General features: G+C 56.2%; 14 protein-coding genes. 9 read left to right on the forward strand and 5 right to left on the reverse strand.

Annotated elements, in window-relative coordinates; all coding sequences use genetic code 11:
• Window position 1 precedes the first annotated feature (1 nt).
• On the forward strand, window positions 2–1,846 hold the full coding sequence (locus NG653_RS04890) for a M1 family metallopeptidase (RefSeq protein WP_252740559.1): 1,845 nt from the start codon (window positions 2–4) through the stop codon (window positions 1,844–1,846).
• A gap of 7 nt (window positions 1,847–1,853) precedes the next feature.
• On the opposite strand, the gene NG653_RS04895 is transcribed toward NG653_RS04890, so the two are convergent.
• Together NG653_RS04895 and NG653_RS04900 are read right to left on the reverse strand one after the other, a co-directional pair.
• Window positions 1,854–3,059, reverse strand: a complete 1,206-nt coding sequence (locus NG653_RS04895; RefSeq protein WP_252740560.1) for a M14 family metallopeptidase — start codon at window positions 3,057–3,059, stop codon at window positions 1,854–1,856.
• 4 nt (window positions 3,060–3,063) lie between these two features.
• Window positions 3,064–4,920, reverse strand: a complete 1,857-nt coding sequence (locus tag NG653_RS04900) for a glutamate-cysteine ligase family protein (protein WP_252740561.1) — start codon at window positions 4,918–4,920, stop codon at window positions 3,064–3,066.
• A gap of 118 nt (window positions 4,921–5,038) precedes the next feature.
• On the opposite strand from NG653_RS04900, the gene rnpA reads away from it, so the two are divergent.
• From rnpA to NG653_RS04930, 6 genes are all read left to right on the forward strand, one after another.
• Window positions 5,039–5,425, forward strand: coding sequence for a ribonuclease P protein component (gene rnpA / locus NG653_RS04905; RefSeq protein WP_252740562.1), 387 nt, complete (start codon window positions 5,039–5,041; stop codon window positions 5,423–5,425).
• Entirely contained in the window at window positions 5,403–7,034 is a 1,632-nt protein-coding gene (locus tag NG653_RS04910) for a S41 family peptidase (RefSeq protein ID WP_252740563.1), read from the forward strand. Before rnpA ends, NG653_RS04910 begins: the two co-directional genes overlap by 23 nt.
• Window positions 7,035–7,080: 46 nt before the next feature.
• Window positions 7,081–7,947 (forward strand): fructosamine kinase family protein, encoded by an 867-nt coding sequence (locus NG653_RS04915; protein ID WP_252740564.1) that lies wholly within the window; start codon window positions 7,081–7,083, stop codon window positions 7,945–7,947.
• Between the two features lie 57 nt (window positions 7,948–8,004).
• The gene (locus NG653_RS04920; protein ID WP_252740565.1) at window positions 8,005–10,140 is read left to right on the forward strand and encodes an outer membrane protein assembly factor BamB family protein; all 2,136 of its coding nucleotides are present in this window, start codon (window positions 8,005–8,007) and stop codon (window positions 10,138–10,140) included.
• Window positions 10,137–11,201 (forward strand): Gfo/Idh/MocA family protein, encoded by a 1,065-nt coding sequence (locus NG653_RS04925; protein WP_252740566.1) that lies wholly within the window; start codon window positions 10,137–10,139, stop codon window positions 11,199–11,201. The genes NG653_RS04920 and NG653_RS04925 overlap by 4 nt, the downstream gene beginning before the upstream one ends.
• 86 nt (window positions 11,202–11,287) lie before the next feature.
• Entirely contained in the window at window positions 11,288–11,665 is a 378-nt protein-coding gene (locus NG653_RS04930) for a hypothetical protein (RefSeq protein ID WP_252740567.1), read from the forward strand.
• A gap of 19 nt (window positions 11,666–11,684) precedes the next feature.
• On the opposite strand, the gene NG653_RS04935 is transcribed toward NG653_RS04930, so the two are convergent.
• The 3 genes from NG653_RS04935 to rpiB are packed head-to-tail and all read right to left on the reverse strand — an operon-like array spanning window position 11,685 to window position 13,514.
• Window positions 11,685–12,134, reverse strand: a complete 450-nt coding sequence (locus tag NG653_RS04935) for a GNAT family N-acetyltransferase (protein WP_252740568.1) — start codon at window positions 12,132–12,134, stop codon at window positions 11,685–11,687.
• Window positions 12,135–13,052: a cation diffusion facilitator family transporter gene (locus NG653_RS04940; protein WP_252740569.1), complete on the reverse strand. Its 918-nt coding sequence runs from the start codon at window positions 13,050–13,052 to the stop codon at window positions 12,135–12,137.
• Window positions 13,053–13,082: 30 nt separating this feature from the next.
• Complete coding sequence (rpiB, locus tag NG653_RS04945; protein ID WP_252740570.1) at window positions 13,083–13,514, reverse strand: ribose 5-phosphate isomerase B; 432 nt, start codon at window positions 13,512–13,514, stop codon at window positions 13,083–13,085.
• A gap of 581 nt (window positions 13,515–14,095) precedes the next feature.
• Here rpiB and rnr point away from each other — a divergent pair.
• Entirely contained in the window at window positions 14,096–16,279 is a 2,184-nt protein-coding gene (rnr, locus tag NG653_RS04950; RefSeq protein ID WP_252740571.1) for a ribonuclease R, read from the forward strand.
• A gap of 22 nt (window positions 16,280–16,301) precedes the next feature.
• Window positions 16,302–16,991, forward strand: coding sequence for a head GIN domain-containing protein (locus NG653_RS04955; RefSeq protein ID WP_252740572.1), 690 nt, complete (start codon window positions 16,302–16,304; stop codon window positions 16,989–16,991).
• Window position 16,992: the final 1 nt, after the last annotated feature.

Here is a 16,992-nt window from a genome sequence, read left to right on the forward strand (position 1 = left end):
GATGACAAAGTTTGTTTTCCTTTTCCTGGCCGGCACTTCACTGCTCTGTGCACAGGGCAACCACGCCTACTGGCAGCAACAGGTCGACTACACCATGGAGGTCTCCATGGACGTGAAGACCTTCAGGTACCAGGGCACGCAGAAACTGGTGTATACCAACAATTCGCCCGACACGCTGGGGCGGGTGTTCTACCACATGTATTTCAATGCCTTCCAGCCCGGGAGCGAAATGGACCTCCGCCTGCAGGCCGTGGAAGACCCGGACGGGCGGATGACGGAAAACGGCAGCAGCCGCATTGCAGCCCTGCAGCCCGACGAAATCGGCTACCTGAGGGCGACCTCCCTGACCCGGGACGGGCTTCCCGTGTCGCATGAACTGGAAGGGACCGTGCTGGTGGTCGACCTGGCCAAGCCCCTGCTCCCGGGCGACAAAACCACCTTCGAGATGGTTTTTGAGGGGCAGGTGCCCCTGCAGATCCGCCGTTCCGGCCGCAACAGCAGCGAAGGGGTGGCCCTGTCCATGAGCCAGTGGTACCCGAAAATGGCCGAATACGATTTTGAGGGGTGGCATGCCGACCCGTACATCGCCCGGGAATTCCACGGGGTGTGGGGCGACTTTGACGTAAAGCTGACCCTCGACAAAGACTACGTGGTCGGGGGCACCGGTTACCTGCAAAACCCGGAGGAAATCGGGCACGGGTACCAGGCCCCGGGCACAAAAGTGAAGGCCCCGAAAGGGAAAACCCTGACCTGGCACTTCAAGGCCCCCCGGGTACATGATTTCATGTGGGCGGCCGACCCGGAGTACGTACACGACACCCTCCGCATGGACAATGGCCCGGTGCTGCATTTCTTTTATAAAAACAAACCCGAACTGCGGGAAAACTGGAAAAACCTCCAGCCCAAAACAGCAGAGGCCATGGCTTTTTTCAGCCGGAACATCGGGCCCTACCCGTATGAGCAGTACTCTGTGGTACAGGGGGGCGACGGGGGCATGGAATATGCGATGAGCACCCTGATCACGGGGGAACGCAGTTTTGAAAGCCTGGTGGGGGTGATGGTGCACGAATTGGCGCACTCCTGGTTCCAGCAGGTGCTGGCCACCAATGAATTGAAACACGAATGGATGGATGAAGGGTTCACCTCCTTCATCTCGTCCCTTTGCATGAATGCCATCATGGACCAGCAGCGCGAAAACCCTTTCGAGGGATCCTACCGGGGGTATTACGCCCTGGCGCAATCGGGGCGGGAGCAGCCGCTGAGCACCCACGCCGACCGCTACAGCTTCAACCGCGGATACGGGATCTCTGCCTACAGCAAGGGGGAGGTTTTCCTCTCCCAGCTGGGTTACGTGATCGGGCAGGACAAGCTGATGGAAACCATCCGTCGCTATTACAACGACTTCAAGTTCCGCCACCCCACGCCCAATGATATTATCCGCACGGCAGAGAAAGTGTCGGGCCTGCAGCTGGGCTGGTACCTGACCGACTGGACGCAGACCACCAATACCATCGACTATGCCGTGAGCGCTGTGGAAAGCGATGGCGGCCGCACCCGCGTGACCCTGGAGCGCAAAGGCCTCATGCCGATGCCCATAGACCTCCTGGTGGTCCTGAAAGATGAAAGCAGCAAGGTGTACCACCTGCCCCTTCGGATGATGCGGGGGGCCAAGGAAAACCCTTACCCCGGGATGGCCTGGGAAATCCGGACCGACTGGCCCTGGGCCCAACCGGTGTATACCCTGGAGCTTGACGTGCCCAAAGAGCAGGTACAGGCCGTCCTGATCGATCCCTCGGGCCTGATGGCCGACGTGGACGGGGAAAACAACCTCTGGCAGTCCGAATAGGCCCGGGTCAGTTCCGGCTGTACCAGGGCGTGCCGGCGTAATCGCCATTGCGTGCCCGGTGTTCGCGGTTCTGCAACACAAGGTGGGTGGCGTCGCGCTGTCGGCTTCGATACCCCAGCAGGTGGAAAAAGGGTTTGCTCATAAAGCGGGCTACCCGCAGGTCCACCACCAACCGGTCCTGTCGTTCGTCTGCCCATTTTACCCCTGGCAGCAGACTCAGGGACCGGTGAAACTTCCATTTGCGCATCCGGGCAGACAGGCCCAGGGCCCACCTGGGGGTCTGGCGGATCAGGAAAAAGCCCTCTTCCCCCTGTTGCTGGTACAGGGGCATGAACAGGATGCCCGGTTTCTGCAATTCAAGGGGCTCCCCTTTCTGGGTGGCGACCCGGGCGCCCCTGGGGACCCTCTGGAAACTCCGGTACCCCTCCTCCATCCTAAACCCGTGCCCGTTGGAAAGCTCGTGCCGGTAAAACACCTCGTAAAAATAATGGTCGCACAGGGCGGCCTTTTGCAGGCGCTGATACCTTTGCCGGAAGCCCGCAAGGGATGGGGTTGCCCCTGAGAAATACAGGGTTAGCCAGATAAAATCCTCTGCCTGGGTAATGGCGGCAGGATCCTGGTGCTGGCCCGATTCAAAGCCAAGGGCGATATAGCCCAACTGGTTGATGTAGCTCAGCAGCGGGCCCTCAAGGTATTCCTCAATCCCCAAAATCACCGGCACCGGGAAAAGCCCGGAAAACTTGCGGTTGATCATGGAGTCATTGATGGTAATAAAGGGCAGCGTCTGGCTGGAGGTGGTATGCAGGTCGATAAAATAAAACGGGGCGGTCTCTTCCTCCAGGATGTGCAGCAGCAGGTCGTGGAGTAAAGCGAGTTCTTTCTCCTCGGGGGACCTCCGGCTTTCCGGGGTTGCTAAAATGCGTTCTATGCGCGCGGGGTTCCAGAGCCGGTTCAGGTCGTGCTGGAGGTACCGCTCCTGACGGCCAAGGGCGGGCAGGTTGCCCCGGATGCCGATTGCGGCCCCCTTCTCGCAGGTTGCTTCCCCTGACTCAAAGTCCGCGAAGACCTTTTCCAGGGCGCGTACCCCTGCGGGCTCATTTCCGTGGATGCCCCCGAAAAAAACGACCGTGGGGCCCGGGACCCCGGAAGAAACCCTGCCAATGATCCGGTCGCCCGCCAGGGTAGATTGGGTGTCCTTTTGGGTCCATACCATGAGATCAAAGGTCGTTTGAAGTTAAAATGCCCACCAGGGCGTTGCCCACCACTACGGGCAGGCTGTTGATTTTGTGTGTTTCCATAAGTTTTCGCGCTTCGGCCACCCGGGCTTCCGGGCCTACCGTAATCAGGTCCTGCTTCATCAGGTCCCGGATCCGGGATTTGTAAATCGCTTCCGTCTCCTGGAGTTCGGCCACATCGGTCCAGCTCAACAGGCCGCTCAATTCGTTGTGGTCGTTCAAAATGGGCAAATGGTGGATATGGTTCCACTGCATCATCTGCACCACCAGGGCGGCACTGTCCTCTTCCTGGGCGGTAATGATCTTGGTGGTCATCAGGTCGCCCACGCGTTTTTTAGCCTTCGCCCCGTGGGCCACCTCGTTGACGTGGATTTTTTTCCAGGCGTCTACGGGATATCCCTTGTACGACCGGTCGAAAAGCGAGGCCGTAAGCCTTCGCAAAGCCTCCGGCGGATTGAATTCCCGGCGCAACTCGCGGTACGACTGCACCATCCATTCCGCCCCGTTTTGGCTGCGGATCCGCCTCTCGATGATCCCCAGGTAGCGCTCCACATCGGCCCGGTCCACATTCACTCGGGCCAAGCCCTTATAGGCCATGGGAAGGAAAAACTCCAGCAACAGGTCGCGGGTGGGGATGATTTTCCCGTCCCAGTGGAACTGGGCAGCCATCCCGTAGCGGGCGGCATTGAAAAAGTTCTTTTTTGCATCCCTGAAGTCCATTTTCAGGTGGATCTGTTCCCATTCCCGGGGACGGCCCTTCATAACCCCCACCCAGAACATCAGGTTGGCGATTTCATCGGAGGTGGTGGGCCCCGAAGGCATATAGCGGTTTTCGATCCGCAGGTGGGGTTTCCCCTGGGTGCGGCCGTAGCAGAGGCGGTTCCAGGGGTATACCGTGCCGTTGTGCAGGTTCAGGGCAGACAGCTCGGGGGTGACCCCCTTTTCCAGTTGCTGCAGGCTGTCTTCCCCCTCAAAGGAGGTGGAAATGAGGCTGCGGAACCGGAGGATCGATTTCTTGAAAAAGTCGGCAGGGCTGCCTTCGGCCCAGGAAGTGCCAAACCCTACCCGGGGTTGGCGTTCATTGAGCAGGAAGGTGCTCCTGCGGGTATCCACGCTCTGGGTAAAGAGGGCGATGCGCGTTTCTTCCCAAAGCTCCCGGCCCATCAGCATGGGCGAATTGGCGCAAATGCTCAAAATTGGCCCCGAGATGGCCTGGGCCCAGTTGTAGGTGTCGGCAAAGTCGTCCGGGTCGATCTGCAGGTGGGCCTGGAAACTCGTATTGCAGCCTTCGTACATAATCGAATCGTGGCGGAGGTGAACCTCATCCACCCCTTTGACGTGCAACTCCAGGTCGGCCTTGCGCACCCGTTTAATGGCATCGCTCAGGATCTTGTACCGTTCCTTGGGCGTCATATAGTCCTCCTTCAGGTAATGGGTGCTGATGGTGGGGAGGATCCCGGTAAGGATGATGTAGTTTTCGTGTTTTTCAGCCACTTCCTGCCCCAGGTCCAGCAAGTCGTTCAGTTGGCGGTGCATCTGTGAAAAACAAGTGCCGTCCAGGGGAAGGGGATCCAGGTTGATCTCCAGGTTATACCGGGTGAGCTCGGTGGTAAAATGCGGTTCCGCGATGTCCTCCAGGATGGCAACCGCCTGGTTGGAAGGCTGCCAGTTCTTGTCGACCAGGCAAAACTCCTGCTCAGCGCCAATATGGATGGGGTCGCGGAGGAAGGACCCGTCCAGGGTCATCTGTTCAAGGGCTTCAAGGTCTGTCAGCAGCCGGCGGAAGTAGACGCTCCGTTCTTCGAAGGTGTCCAGGGGTTTGACCACATGGGTGCCCATAGTTTCGGGTTTATGGGGGCGCAATTCGCCTGTTAAACGGCAATTTAAGACTTCAGGGGGCGCTTTAATATGATAATTGTCATCCGGGTTCCCCGTGTAATTATTCCTATTTTTGGGCATGCTTTCCTATCGGTTTCCCAAGAAAGAAAAGCTTTCCCGGAAAAAACTGTGGGAGGCGGTATTCGAAAAGGGCGAAAGGCTCCGGTCCTTCCCCCTGGCCCTGTATGCCCTGAGGGCGGACCTCCCGGAGGGGGTGCCCGTGCAGGCCGGCTTTGCCGTCCCCAAAAGGTCGTTCAAAAAAGCCGTCGACCGCAACCGGATCAAACGCCTGATGCGGGAAGCCTATCGCCTGGAAAAGGCGGGCAGATTTAACAATATGCAGGGAACCTATGCGTTCGTATTTTTATACCTTGGTAAGGAAATGCCCGATTTTAATAAGGTTTCCCGGGCCATGAAGACGATCCTGAACAATTTTGACCCCCATGAAGCACCTGCTGAAAACTAAAGTGGTCCTGCCCCTGCTGGCGGCCGGCATCTTCCTTACGGCGACCGGATTTAAAACGGATTTTTTCGAGATCGCCAAGCAAATCGAAATCTTTACCACCCTGTTCAAGGAACTCAATATGAACTACGTGGATGAAACCAACCCGGCCTCCCTGATGGATACCGCCATCAAGAGCATGCTGCAGGACCTGGACCCCTATACGCAATTCCTGAACGAACAGGATGTGGAGGCCTTCAAGATCAGCAACGCCGGGGAATATTCGGGGATCGGGGCCCTGGTGCGTTCCTATGCCGACAAACTGGTTATCGTGGAGCCCTACAAGGGGTACCCGGCCGATAAGGCGGGCCTGAAGGCCGGCGATGAGATCGTGAAAATCGGGGATATCGCGGTAGCCGACTTCAAGGAAGACGCGACGGAATTGCTCAAGGGGGCAGACCGTTCCTCGGTCATGGTCACCTACCGCCGGCAGGGGCAGCTGGCCACCGCCTCCCTGGAGCGGGAGGCCATAGAGGTCGATGCGGTACCCTATTACCACATGGCCGACGACCAAACCGGATACATCGTGCTCGCGCGGTTCAACGCCAAGGCCAGCGAACAGACCCGCGCAGCCCTGCAGGACCTGAAAGGGCAGGGGGCCCAGCGCATTATCCTCGACCTGAGGAACAACCCGGGGGGGCTGCTTTCCGAGGCGATTAACGTGACCAACCTGTTCGTGCCGAAAGGGGAGCTGATCGTGACCACCAAATCCAAGGTGAAGAAGTTCAACCAGGAATACAAAACCCGCAATGCGCCCGAAGACACCGAAATCGCCCTGGCGGTATTGATCAATGGCCGCAGCGCCTCCGCCAGCGAAATCGTATCCGGGGGGCTGCAGGACCTCGACCGGGCAGTGATTATGGGGGCCCGCAGCTTCGGGAAAGGGCTGGTGCAACGCCCCCTGAAACTCACCTACGGCACCCAGCTCAAAGTGACGATCAGCCGCTACTATACCCCCTCGGGCCGCTGCATCCAGGCCCTCGATTACCGGAACCGCGATGCCGAGGGCAACGCCCTGCGCACCACGGAATACCGGGAATTCACCACCCGCAACGGCCGCAGGGTAACCGACGGGGGGGGCGTGGTGCCCGATGTAGAAATCGAAAAGCTGGGGTCCAACGAACTGATCCAGGCCCTGCAGGATGAACACGTGATTTTCGACTTCGCCACGGGGTATTACTATTCGCACACCCATGAAACCGTTTCGGATTTCCGGCTCGACCCCAACGTTTACAATGATTTCCTCGGTTTTGTGAGCCGTAGTGACTTTGCCTTTGAAACCCGCACCGAAAAAGCCCTGCAGGAAGCCCTCAGCCACAGGGAGGACGTCATTTTCTCAGGGGCCGTGGAATCGGATTTCAAAGCCCTGCTGGCCCAGGTGGAGAAACAAAAGCTGAAGGCGCTGGACACCTATTCCGGGGAGATCCAAAAACTGCTGGAAGACGAAATCATCACCCGGTATTTCTACAGGGAAGGGCTCTACGACTACTACCTGACGCACGACCCCTCCATCATGGCCGCCCGGGAGTTGCTGGGCAACCCTGCAGCCTATAGCAAAATCCTGCAAAACTAGCCCATGGAGCCCCCCGCCGGAAGGTTCCGGCAAAAATGGTGATGCCTTGGAATCCCAACTGACAGAGGCCCTGGAGGCCATTTTCCGATTCAACATCCAAAAGGCCAGCCGGGTGGGCGGGGGCGACAGCGCTTCCGCCTTCCGGCTGGAAACATCCCGGGGCAGGTTTTTTGCCAAAATCATGTCCGGGCCGCAAGGGGCAGACATCCTCCGGGCAGAGGCCGATGGACTGCATGCCCTCGCCCGCACCAATACCCTGGGGACCCCCGGGGTTCTCGGGCTGGAGCCCCTGGAGCAGGGCGCCTGCCTCCTCCTGGAGTTTATTCCCACAGGGCCCGGCAGCCCACGCGCCTTTGAAGCCCTGGGTCGGGGGCTTGCGCAAATGCATGCCCTGCCGGCAAAGGGCTTTGGATGGGCCGGGCCGAATTATATCGGCCCCCTGCCCCAGCGCAACACCCCTGAAACGGATTGGGCCACCTTCTTTGCGCGCCACCGGCTGGAACCCCAATACGCTATGGCTGCCCGGGGTGGGTGGTTGCAGCCGGCGGACATCCCTGGCACCGGGCGCATCCTGGAGCATATCGTCCCGATGATGCCCGAAATTAAACCGTCCATCCTGCATGGGGACCTGTGGGGCGGGAACTACCTTATTTCGGAAAAGGGAACCCCATACCTGATCGACCCGGCCGCGTACTTCGGGCATTCAGAGGTTGACCTGGCCATGTCCCTGTTGTTCGGCGGTTTTCCCCAGCGCTTTTATGACGCCTATAGCGAAATCCTTCCCCGGGAAGACGGGTTTTCGCAGCGCGTGGAACTGTATCAGCTGTATTACCTCCTGGTCCACCTGAACCTTTTCGGCTCCTCCTATCGCGGGGCAGTTATGGCGTCGGGCTCCCGGTTGTTCGGCCTTTGATGCCCCGCCTGCAGCATTTGCCGGAAATTCCTATTTTTAGGACTTAAACCCCTTCCCATGCCCCTTGCCCCGCACCCCTGTGTCCGGTTTGCCGCAATCGCGCTGATGTTGCTTTCCGCCTGCGGGCGGGACCCCGGCGGGTCAGTGGCCCCCACTGCCGACTACCGGGACTGGTCGGCCTATTTGGGCGATGCGGGGCGCACCCATTTCAGCACCCTCGGGGCCTTTACCCCCGAAAATGTTTCAACTCTAAAGCCGGCATGGGTAGCGGACCTCCCCGACTACGGCCAGATGCAAATGAACCCCCTGGTGGTCGACAGCGTGCTCTATGGGGTTACTGCAGCCCTCAGGGCTTTTGCCCTGGATGCGCGCACGGGCGAAAAAATCTGGGTGTTCGGAGACTCCCTTAAGGTTTGGCACTCCACAAGCAGGGGGGTGAGCTACTGGAGGGAGGGGGAAGACCAGCGGATCTTCTATACCCTGGGCTCTGACCTGTGGGCCCTGGATGCCCGAACCGGAAAACCCGTGGCCTCCTTCGGGCAGGGGGGCAAAATAGACCTGCGCTCCGGCCTGCCGGAAAGCGCCCGGGAGAAATTTGTGATCTCCAATACCCCCGGCACGATTTTCAGGGATTTGATCATCATGCCCCTGAGGATTTCGGAAGGGGTGGGGGCTGCCCCGGGCGACATCATGGCCTTTGACGTGCGCACCGGAGAACTCGCCTGGGTCTTCCATACCATCCCCTACCCTTCAGAACCCGGCCACGGGACCTGGGGCAACCCCGAAACCTACCTGAACAGGGAGGTGGGGGCTGCCAATAACTGGGCCGGTATGGCCCTTGACGAGGAGCGCGAAATCCTGTATGTGCCCACCGGTTCGGCGGCGCCCGACTTCTACGGGGGCATGCGCAAAGGCATGAACCTGTTTTCAGACTGCCTGCTCGCCCTCGATGCCAACACCGGGAAACGGCTCTGGCATTTCCAATTCGTGCACCATGATATCTGGGACCGCGACCCGCCAGCCCCGCCAACCCTGCTGACCGTGGAGCAAAACGGGAAGCGCATCCCGGCCGTCGCCCAGGTGACCAAGCAGGGATATGTGTTTGTATTCGACCGGGTGAGTGGGGAGCCCCTATTTGAGATCCGGGAAAAGAAAATGCCCCCTTCGTCCCTGGAAGGGGAACAGGCCTGGCCTTCCCAGCCCCTTCCCGTAAAACCCCGGCCTTTTGCGCGCCAGTCCCAGGATCTTACGGCCGAGGACATCAGCCCTTTCGCCCCGAACCGGGATTCCCTGCTGGAGCGCTTCAACAAAGCCGATAAAAGGCAATTTGCCCCGCCTTCCCTGGAGCCGGTTTTCCTGCTGCCCGGATACGACGGGGGGGCGGAATGGGGCGGGGCCGGGGCCGACCCGGAAAACGGCATCCTGTATGTAAATTCCAACGAGATGCCCTGGATCCTGCAGATGCGCAAAACCGCCCCGGTAGATACCTCCCTGCCCCTTGGGGAACAGCTGTACCAAACCCATTGCATGCTCTGCCACCAGCCCGGGCGGGAAGGGCTGGCCGCTAGCGGGTACCCTTCCCTGATCGGGGTCGGGGCCCGGTACTCCGCAGAGGAACTGTCGCTGCAGATCACCAAAGGAAAGGGGATGATGCCGGGCTTCCCGCAACTCAGCAAGGCCGAAAAAGAAGCCCTGGTCGCCTTCCTGCTCGATGCCCCCGACAAGCAGGAGGTGGGGGCCTCGTCGGCCTCCCCTGTAGCCTCCCTGCCCTATGAACACACCGGGTACCACAAATTCCTCGACAGCAATGGCCTCCCGGGGATCTCCCCACCCTGGGGTACCCTCCACGCCATTGACCTGAACCGGGGAGAGTTCCTGTGGAGCATCCCCCTGGGCGATACGCCGGAACTCCGTGGCCAAACCGAAGGCCCCACCGGGACCGAAAACTACGGGGGGCCGGTAATCACCGAAAATGGATTGTTGTTTATCGCCGCCACCAAAGATGGATATGTGCGGGCATTTGACCGGCACACCGGGGCCTTGCTTTGGGAATACCTGCTCCCCGCCGCAGCTTTTGCCACCCCTGCCCTGTACGAAGTGGATGGAAAACAATACCTCGCCCTGGCGTGCGGGGGCGAGAAGCTCGGCACCCCCAAGGGAAACAAAATAATCGCCTTCAGCCTGGAACCATGAACAACCCTGTAGGTATATTGGTTGTGGGATGCGGGAATATGGGCAGCAGCCATGCCCGTGCCTACCATGCCCTGGAAGGGTTTGAACTCCTTGGACTGGTAAGCCGCAACCCGAAAAGCCGCAATGCGCTTTCCGCTGAACTCGGCGGATACCCCACTTTTGCCAGCCTTGGGGAAGCCCTCCATCAGGTACGGCCCCAGGCCGTTTCCGTGAACACCTACCCCGATTCGCACGCCCCCCTGGTCCGCGAAGCCCTCGAGGCCGGATGCCATGTTTTTGTGGAGAAACCCCTGGCCCTTACCGCAGAGGAAGCGGAATCCCTTGTGGCCCTGGCGGCAGCCAAAGGCCTCAAACTTGTGGTGGGTTATATCCTGAGGGTGCATCCCGCCTGGGCGCGCTTTGTGACCCTGGCCAGGACCCTGGGAAAGCCCCTGGTGATGCGGATGAACCTGAACCAGCAAAGCTCGGGGCCGCAGTGGTACACCCACAAACAACTCATGAAATCCATGTCGCCCATTGTGGATTGCGGGGTACACTACGTAGACATCATGTGTATGATGACCGGGGCGCGCCCGGTAAGTGTAAGCGCCATAGGGGCGCGCCTGTCGGAGGAAATCGACCCCGGGATGTACAACTACGGTCAGTTGCAGGTCCGCTTTGATGACGGCTCTGTCGGCTGGTATGAAGCCGGGTGGGGGCCTATGATCAGCGAAACCGCCTACTTCATCAAAGACGTTATGGGACCGCTGGGTTCCGTATCGATCTCCGACGTGCCCAAAGGGGCCTCCGATGACATCGAGGGGCACACCAAAACGGGCATGCTCCTGAAGCACTCGGCCTCATTGGATGCTGCGGGGCATTTCGAAAATGAAGACGAGTACCTCCCCACGGGTGATGAACCCGACCACGATGGCCTGTGCCGGCTCGAACAGGAATTCTTCCTGAACGCGATCAGGGAAAATTCGGACCTCACCGCGCATCTCCGGGATGCCGTAGCCAGCCTTCGGATCGTGCTGGCGGCAGACACCTCAGTACGGTCGGGAAAAACTGTTTTCCTGTAACCGGAAGGGCGTCCTAAGACCCCTAATGTTTTGTTAATCTGCCCCCTGGATTTGGTTTTCTCCGGTAATTTTTTATATTACTAGTTATGATCCAGACAGAAAAACAAGAGAACCAGGAAGTATTGCAACAATCCATAGCCCACCTCGAAGCCCGCGGCTTCAATCAGATCAAAGCCGATATGGAAGGCTATGAAACCCCTAAATCCTATCTGAAAAAGAGCACGGGAAATTCCGTCACCCCCGACATTACCGCAACCAAAAACGGAATCAAGTATTTTTTCGACATCAGCCTGAAATCGGATACCCCCACCCTGCTGAAATCCAAATGGTTGTTCCTGGACACCCTGAGCCGGATGAAGTCGAACCGTTTCCGGATTATTACCTTCCGGGGGCATTACAAGTTCACCGACACGCTGCTCAATGAACTGAACCTGGGGAACAAACAGCCCATTAAAATCACCTGAAGGCCCTAAGGGTAGTGCTTCAATTTTCGGGGTCCTTCACCATGCGGATATGGGGTATCCCGTCTTCCAGGTAGGTTTCCCCAATGGAACGGAAGCCCAGGTCTTTATAAAATTTTTCGAGGTATTGCTGGGCTGAAAGGGTAATGGTCACGCCCGCGTACCGGCCACGCACCACCTCCAGGGAAGCCTCCATGATCTCGAGGCCCAAACCCTTCCCCCTGAAATCGCTGCGTACAGCGACCCGCCCGATACTGGCGTCGTCAAAATAGTCCCCCGGGCCAAAAACACGCGTATAAGCCACCACGTCACCATTTTCTTTCCCAAGGACATGCAGCGCTTTGCGGTCTTTGCCGTCGAGGTCCTGATAGGCGCATTCCTGTTCCACTACAAAAATAGCCGCACGCAATTGCAATACCTGATAGAGTTCCTCCTTTTCCAGTTCCCCAAAGGTTTTTACGCTTACCTCCATTTAGTCCTGTACAATAATGTTCTTACTGTCGCACTTACCGAATTCGGGCTGGATGTTCACGTGGTTGATGCCGAATTCGCGCTCGAGCAATGATTCAATTTCCGCCAGGATCTGATCGAATTCCGACAGCAGGATGTCCCTGTTAAAATCGAGGTGGGCCTCCAGATGCACCTCGTCTTCATTCAATTGCCAGATGTGCACATGGTGCACGTTCTTTATGGGTTCCAGGCTGCAAATAGCCTCCACAATGCGCTGTACCTCTATGCTTTTAGGGGTAAAAAGCATTAATACCCGGGTGGAGCCCTTAAGCAGGTCGTATCCCATAAACACCAGGTAAATAGCGATGAGGATGGTCAGGGCCGGATCGATCCAGAACCAGCCGAAAAAATACATTAGGAGCCCTCCTATAAGCACGGCTACTGAAGCCATCATATCGGTAAGCAGGTGCAGGTAGGCCGAACGCAGGTTCATGTTGCGGTCTGAGTCGGACCGCAATAACAACACGCTGAAGCCATTGGCCGCAATGCCCAAAATGGAAAGCCAGATCACCACCCCCGTGCTGATGGGTTGCGGATCCATAAACCGCTCAATCGCCTCTTTGATCAGAAAAACAGCGACCGCAATAAGCGAGGCCGAATTTACGAAAGCCGCGATGATTTCGGCCCTTTTATAGCCAAAGGTGCGGTTGGTGGACGCCTTCTTGCGCACCAGGGAATTGGCGGCGTAGCTGATCACCAGCGAAAGGACGTCGCTAAAGTTATGAAGGGCATCCGAAAGCAGGGCAAGGCTCCCGGAAATAAGGCCACCAATCACCTGGGCCAGGGTAATGACGATGTTCAGGATAATGGAAATAAGGAGGTTCCTTCCTTTCAGATCCCGTGAATCGTGGTGGTGATGGTGGTGGTGTCCGTGGCCCATGGAAAATTCCCGTTTTTTCGGGGAGTTGGCTTATTGGCAGGGGATCTTCTCGATACGCCGCGAATGCCGCCCTCCCGCAAAAGGGGTATTTAAGAACGTTTGGACCATTTCAAGGGCCTGGGGGATGGCAATAAACCGGGAAGGCAGGCTCAGGATGTTTGCATTGTTGTGCTCCCGGGCGAGGGAGACCAGTTCCTTGTTCCAGCAAAGCGCTGCCCTGATGTGCTGGTGTTTGTTGGCGGTCATGGCAGCCCCGTTTCCGCTGCCGCAGATGATGATGCCGTAATCTGCCGTGCCTTCCTCCACATCTTCTGCCACCGGGTGGATAAAATCCGGGTAGTCCACGCTGTCGGTACTGTCGGTGCCATGGTTGATGGTATCGATGCCCATGGACTTCAGAAGCCCAACAATGGCCAGTTTATATTCTGTTCCGGCGTGGTCGTTTCCTATAGATATTTTCATGATCCCCTTTTGATATGCGCTCTGTAAAAATACAAAACCCTGCGCGGAAAGGCGTTATAAAAATGGGAAGGACTGTTGTTTATTACAGCCTCACAAACCCAATACCAGTGTTAAAAAACGGGGGATAACTTCTATACAAACTTCTTTGTGTATCCCGTAATTTTTTTGCAGTACAATAGTTAATCGGATACCGCAAGTGATTCTTGTAAGAAACTCCCCCCCGGATAATGACAAAACACAGGGGAGAAATCAACCGTTCCCCCCGGTTTTTTTATTAAAAAATGTTGGTTTAAACCAGTTATCAGGCCTGGTTGATAACTTATCTATTGTTTTGATGGTCTGATTTTTAACCCTGGTAAAAGGTGTCAATGGATTCTTTATAACGACATATCCAACAACGACCCGGGTAACTTATCCCTGCAATTAACAAGCAATCATAATCATCAAAAAAGGATTTCATTAAAGGAAAAATAAATGGTTATGATTTACTGTTTGGTTGGTAACTCGCTTCAGGACATTTGCGGCCTTACCGGGGTCAGGGAGAATTTTATTCGTAATTTGCGCCTGAAATTAATTAATGAATGTCGAAGAAGAAAAAACGGGCTAAAAATCAACAGAACAACGAATTAACGAAAAGCATTTTTACCGTACTTGAGGCTGAGCCCAACCAGAGCTTCAATTACAAACAAATTGCTTCAAGGCTCAAAATTACCGATACCCAGGGGCGTAACCTGCTGATTAAAAGGCTTGAAGAGCTTAGCAATAAAAACAGGATCCAACAGACATCCCCCGGAAAATACAGCAGTTCCTACGTGCCCCAGGTTTTTACAGGTACGGTGGATGTGAATACCCAGGGCAATGCGTATATCACTGCCGAAGGGCTGGAAGATGACATTTTCGTAAGTTTTCCAAACCTCAACAAGGCATTCCACGGCGATACAGTGGAAGTACAACTACTGCAGAAGCGCAGGGGAAGCCGGCCTGAAGGCAAAGTCATTCGGGTAGTCAAGCGAAAGAAAACGGCGTTTGTGGGGATTGTGGACCTCTACAAATCCTTTGCCTTCATCAGGGCTACAGACAACCGGATGTATACCGATTTCTTTGTCTCCCTCGATAACCTCGGGAAGGCGGAACACCGCCAAAAGGTGATCGTGGAGTACCTGAGCTGGCCTGACGATGCCGACAGCCCGTATGGAAAAGTCACCACCGTATTGGGTACCCCCGGCGAACACGATACAGAAATCCACTCCATCCTGGCCGAGTACGGCCTTCCCTACACCTTTCCCCCGGAAGTGGAACACTATGCAAATTCGCTCGATACCCGCATCCATCCCAAAGAGGTGGCTAAACGGAAAGACTTCCGCGAAGTGCTAACTTTTACAATCGACCCCAAAGATGCCAAGGATTTTGACGATGCGCTCTCGTACCGGAAACTGGAGAACGGCAACCTTGAAATCGGGATCCATATCGCAGATGTTTCGCATTATGTAAAAACGGACAGCATCCTGGAAGAAGAAGCCTATAACCGGGCTACCTCGGTATACCTGGTCGACCGGGTGGTACCCATGCTTCCCGAGATCCTTTCCAACGATGCCTGTTCCCTGAGGCCCAGGGAAGATAAGTATACCTTTTCGGCTGTGTTTGAGCTCGATAGTGAGGCCAGGGTGCAGGAGCAGTGGTTTGGCCGCACGGTGATCCATTCCAACGAGCGCCTGGCTTATGAGGAGGCGCAGCACGTTATTGAAACGGGCAACGGTGCCATCCCCGGAGATATTTCCATTCGCGAGTCGGGCTATACCCTGCCGGATGACGTGGTGAAGGCGATTCTGGATATGAACCGGCTGGCCCGGAAATTGCGCGATAAGCGGATGAGCCACGGGGCTATTTCCTTTGACAAGGTGGAAGTGAAATTTTTACTCAATGAGGAAAATGAACCCACCGGGGTCTATTTTAAGGAAAGCAAGGATGCCAATAAACTCATCGAGGAATTTATGTTGCTGGCCAACAGGAAGGTAGCCCAATTCATCGGCAAGCAGCGCCCTGAAAAAACCTTTATCTACCGCATCCACGATGAACCCAACGAAGACAAGGTGCTCGCCCTGGGTGCCCTGGTCAAGCGTTTTGGGTACCAATTGGATTTCAAGGACAAGAAATCGCTCAATAGTTCGCTGAACCGGTTGCTTGAAGACGTTAAGGGGAAGAAAGAGCAAAACATGGTCGATACCCTGACCATCCGCACCATGAGCAAGGCCGTCTACAGCACTGAGAACATCGGGCATTACGGCCTGGCCTTTGATTACTACACCCATTTTACCTCCCCGATACGGAGGTATCCGGATGTGATGGTGCACCGCCTGCTGCAGCATTATCTCGAGGGCGGAAAATCGCCCTCAGCAGCGGAATATGAAGAAAAGGCGAAACACTCTTCCCAAATGGAATATCTCGCGGTAAGCGCAGAACGGGATTCCGTAAAGTATATGCAGATTAAATTCATGGAAGACCACCGCGACCAGGCCTTCAGGGGGGTGATCTCCGGGGTCACCGAATGGGGGATCTATGTGGAGATCATCGAAAACAAGTGCGAGGGGATGGTGCGGATCAGGGATATAAAAGATGATTATTATACCTTTGATGAAAAGCAATATGCCCTTGTGGGCGAACGCAGGGGTAAAATATACCAGTTAGGGGATGAAGTGGAGGTAATGGTAAAAAATACCGACCTCATTAAAAGGCACCTCGATTTCTCCCTGGTTGGAAAGGCATAAGTTCACAGTAGACCTGCCGCTAATGGACCGTAGAATCTTCATCTTATGGTTTGTTTTGTCGGGGTGGGCCACCCAGGGCACCCATGCCCAGGAGGCCACCCTGAACACCCCCCTGCAACCATTTTCCGAAATAAAAGTTTTCGATGGTATATCGGTGACCCTGATCCCCGGCGACCAGAACCGGGCTGTGGTAAAAGGGGCAAACCTCCAGGAGGTGTCTGTAGTCAATACCGACGGCGTGCTGAAAATCAGGATGCAGGTTACGCGGATGTTCAGCGGGTATCGGACTTTTGTGGACGTTTACTACGCACAGCCCCTGAAGGTCATCGATGTGAATGAAGATGCCCGCATTATCTCCAGTGAAACCCTGCGCCAGGAGGTCCTTGAAGTGAAGGCCCAGGAAGGGGGGGAAATTCAGATCAGGGCCGAGGTCACCCAGTTTTTGGTGAAGGTGGTCACCGGTGGCCTGATTACTGCAGAAGGGACCTCCAAAAACCAGGATGTACAGATTAATACCGGGGGTATATACAAGGGAAAAAATTTTAAGACAGGTTTCTGTACCGTAAACGTGAACGCCGGTTCCCTGGCTGAAATCCACGCTACCGACTATGTAAAGGCCACCGTAAAGGCGGGCGGGGAAGTACAGGTATACGGCAAGCCCGCAAAAATGGACGAGAAGACCGTTTTCGGCGGGACCATAAAAAGGATGTAAG

The sequence above is a fragment of the Robiginitalea marina genome, assembly GCF_024006985.1.
GTDB lineage: Bacteria > Bacteroidota > Bacteroidia > Flavobacteriales > Flavobacteriaceae > Robiginitalea > Robiginitalea marina.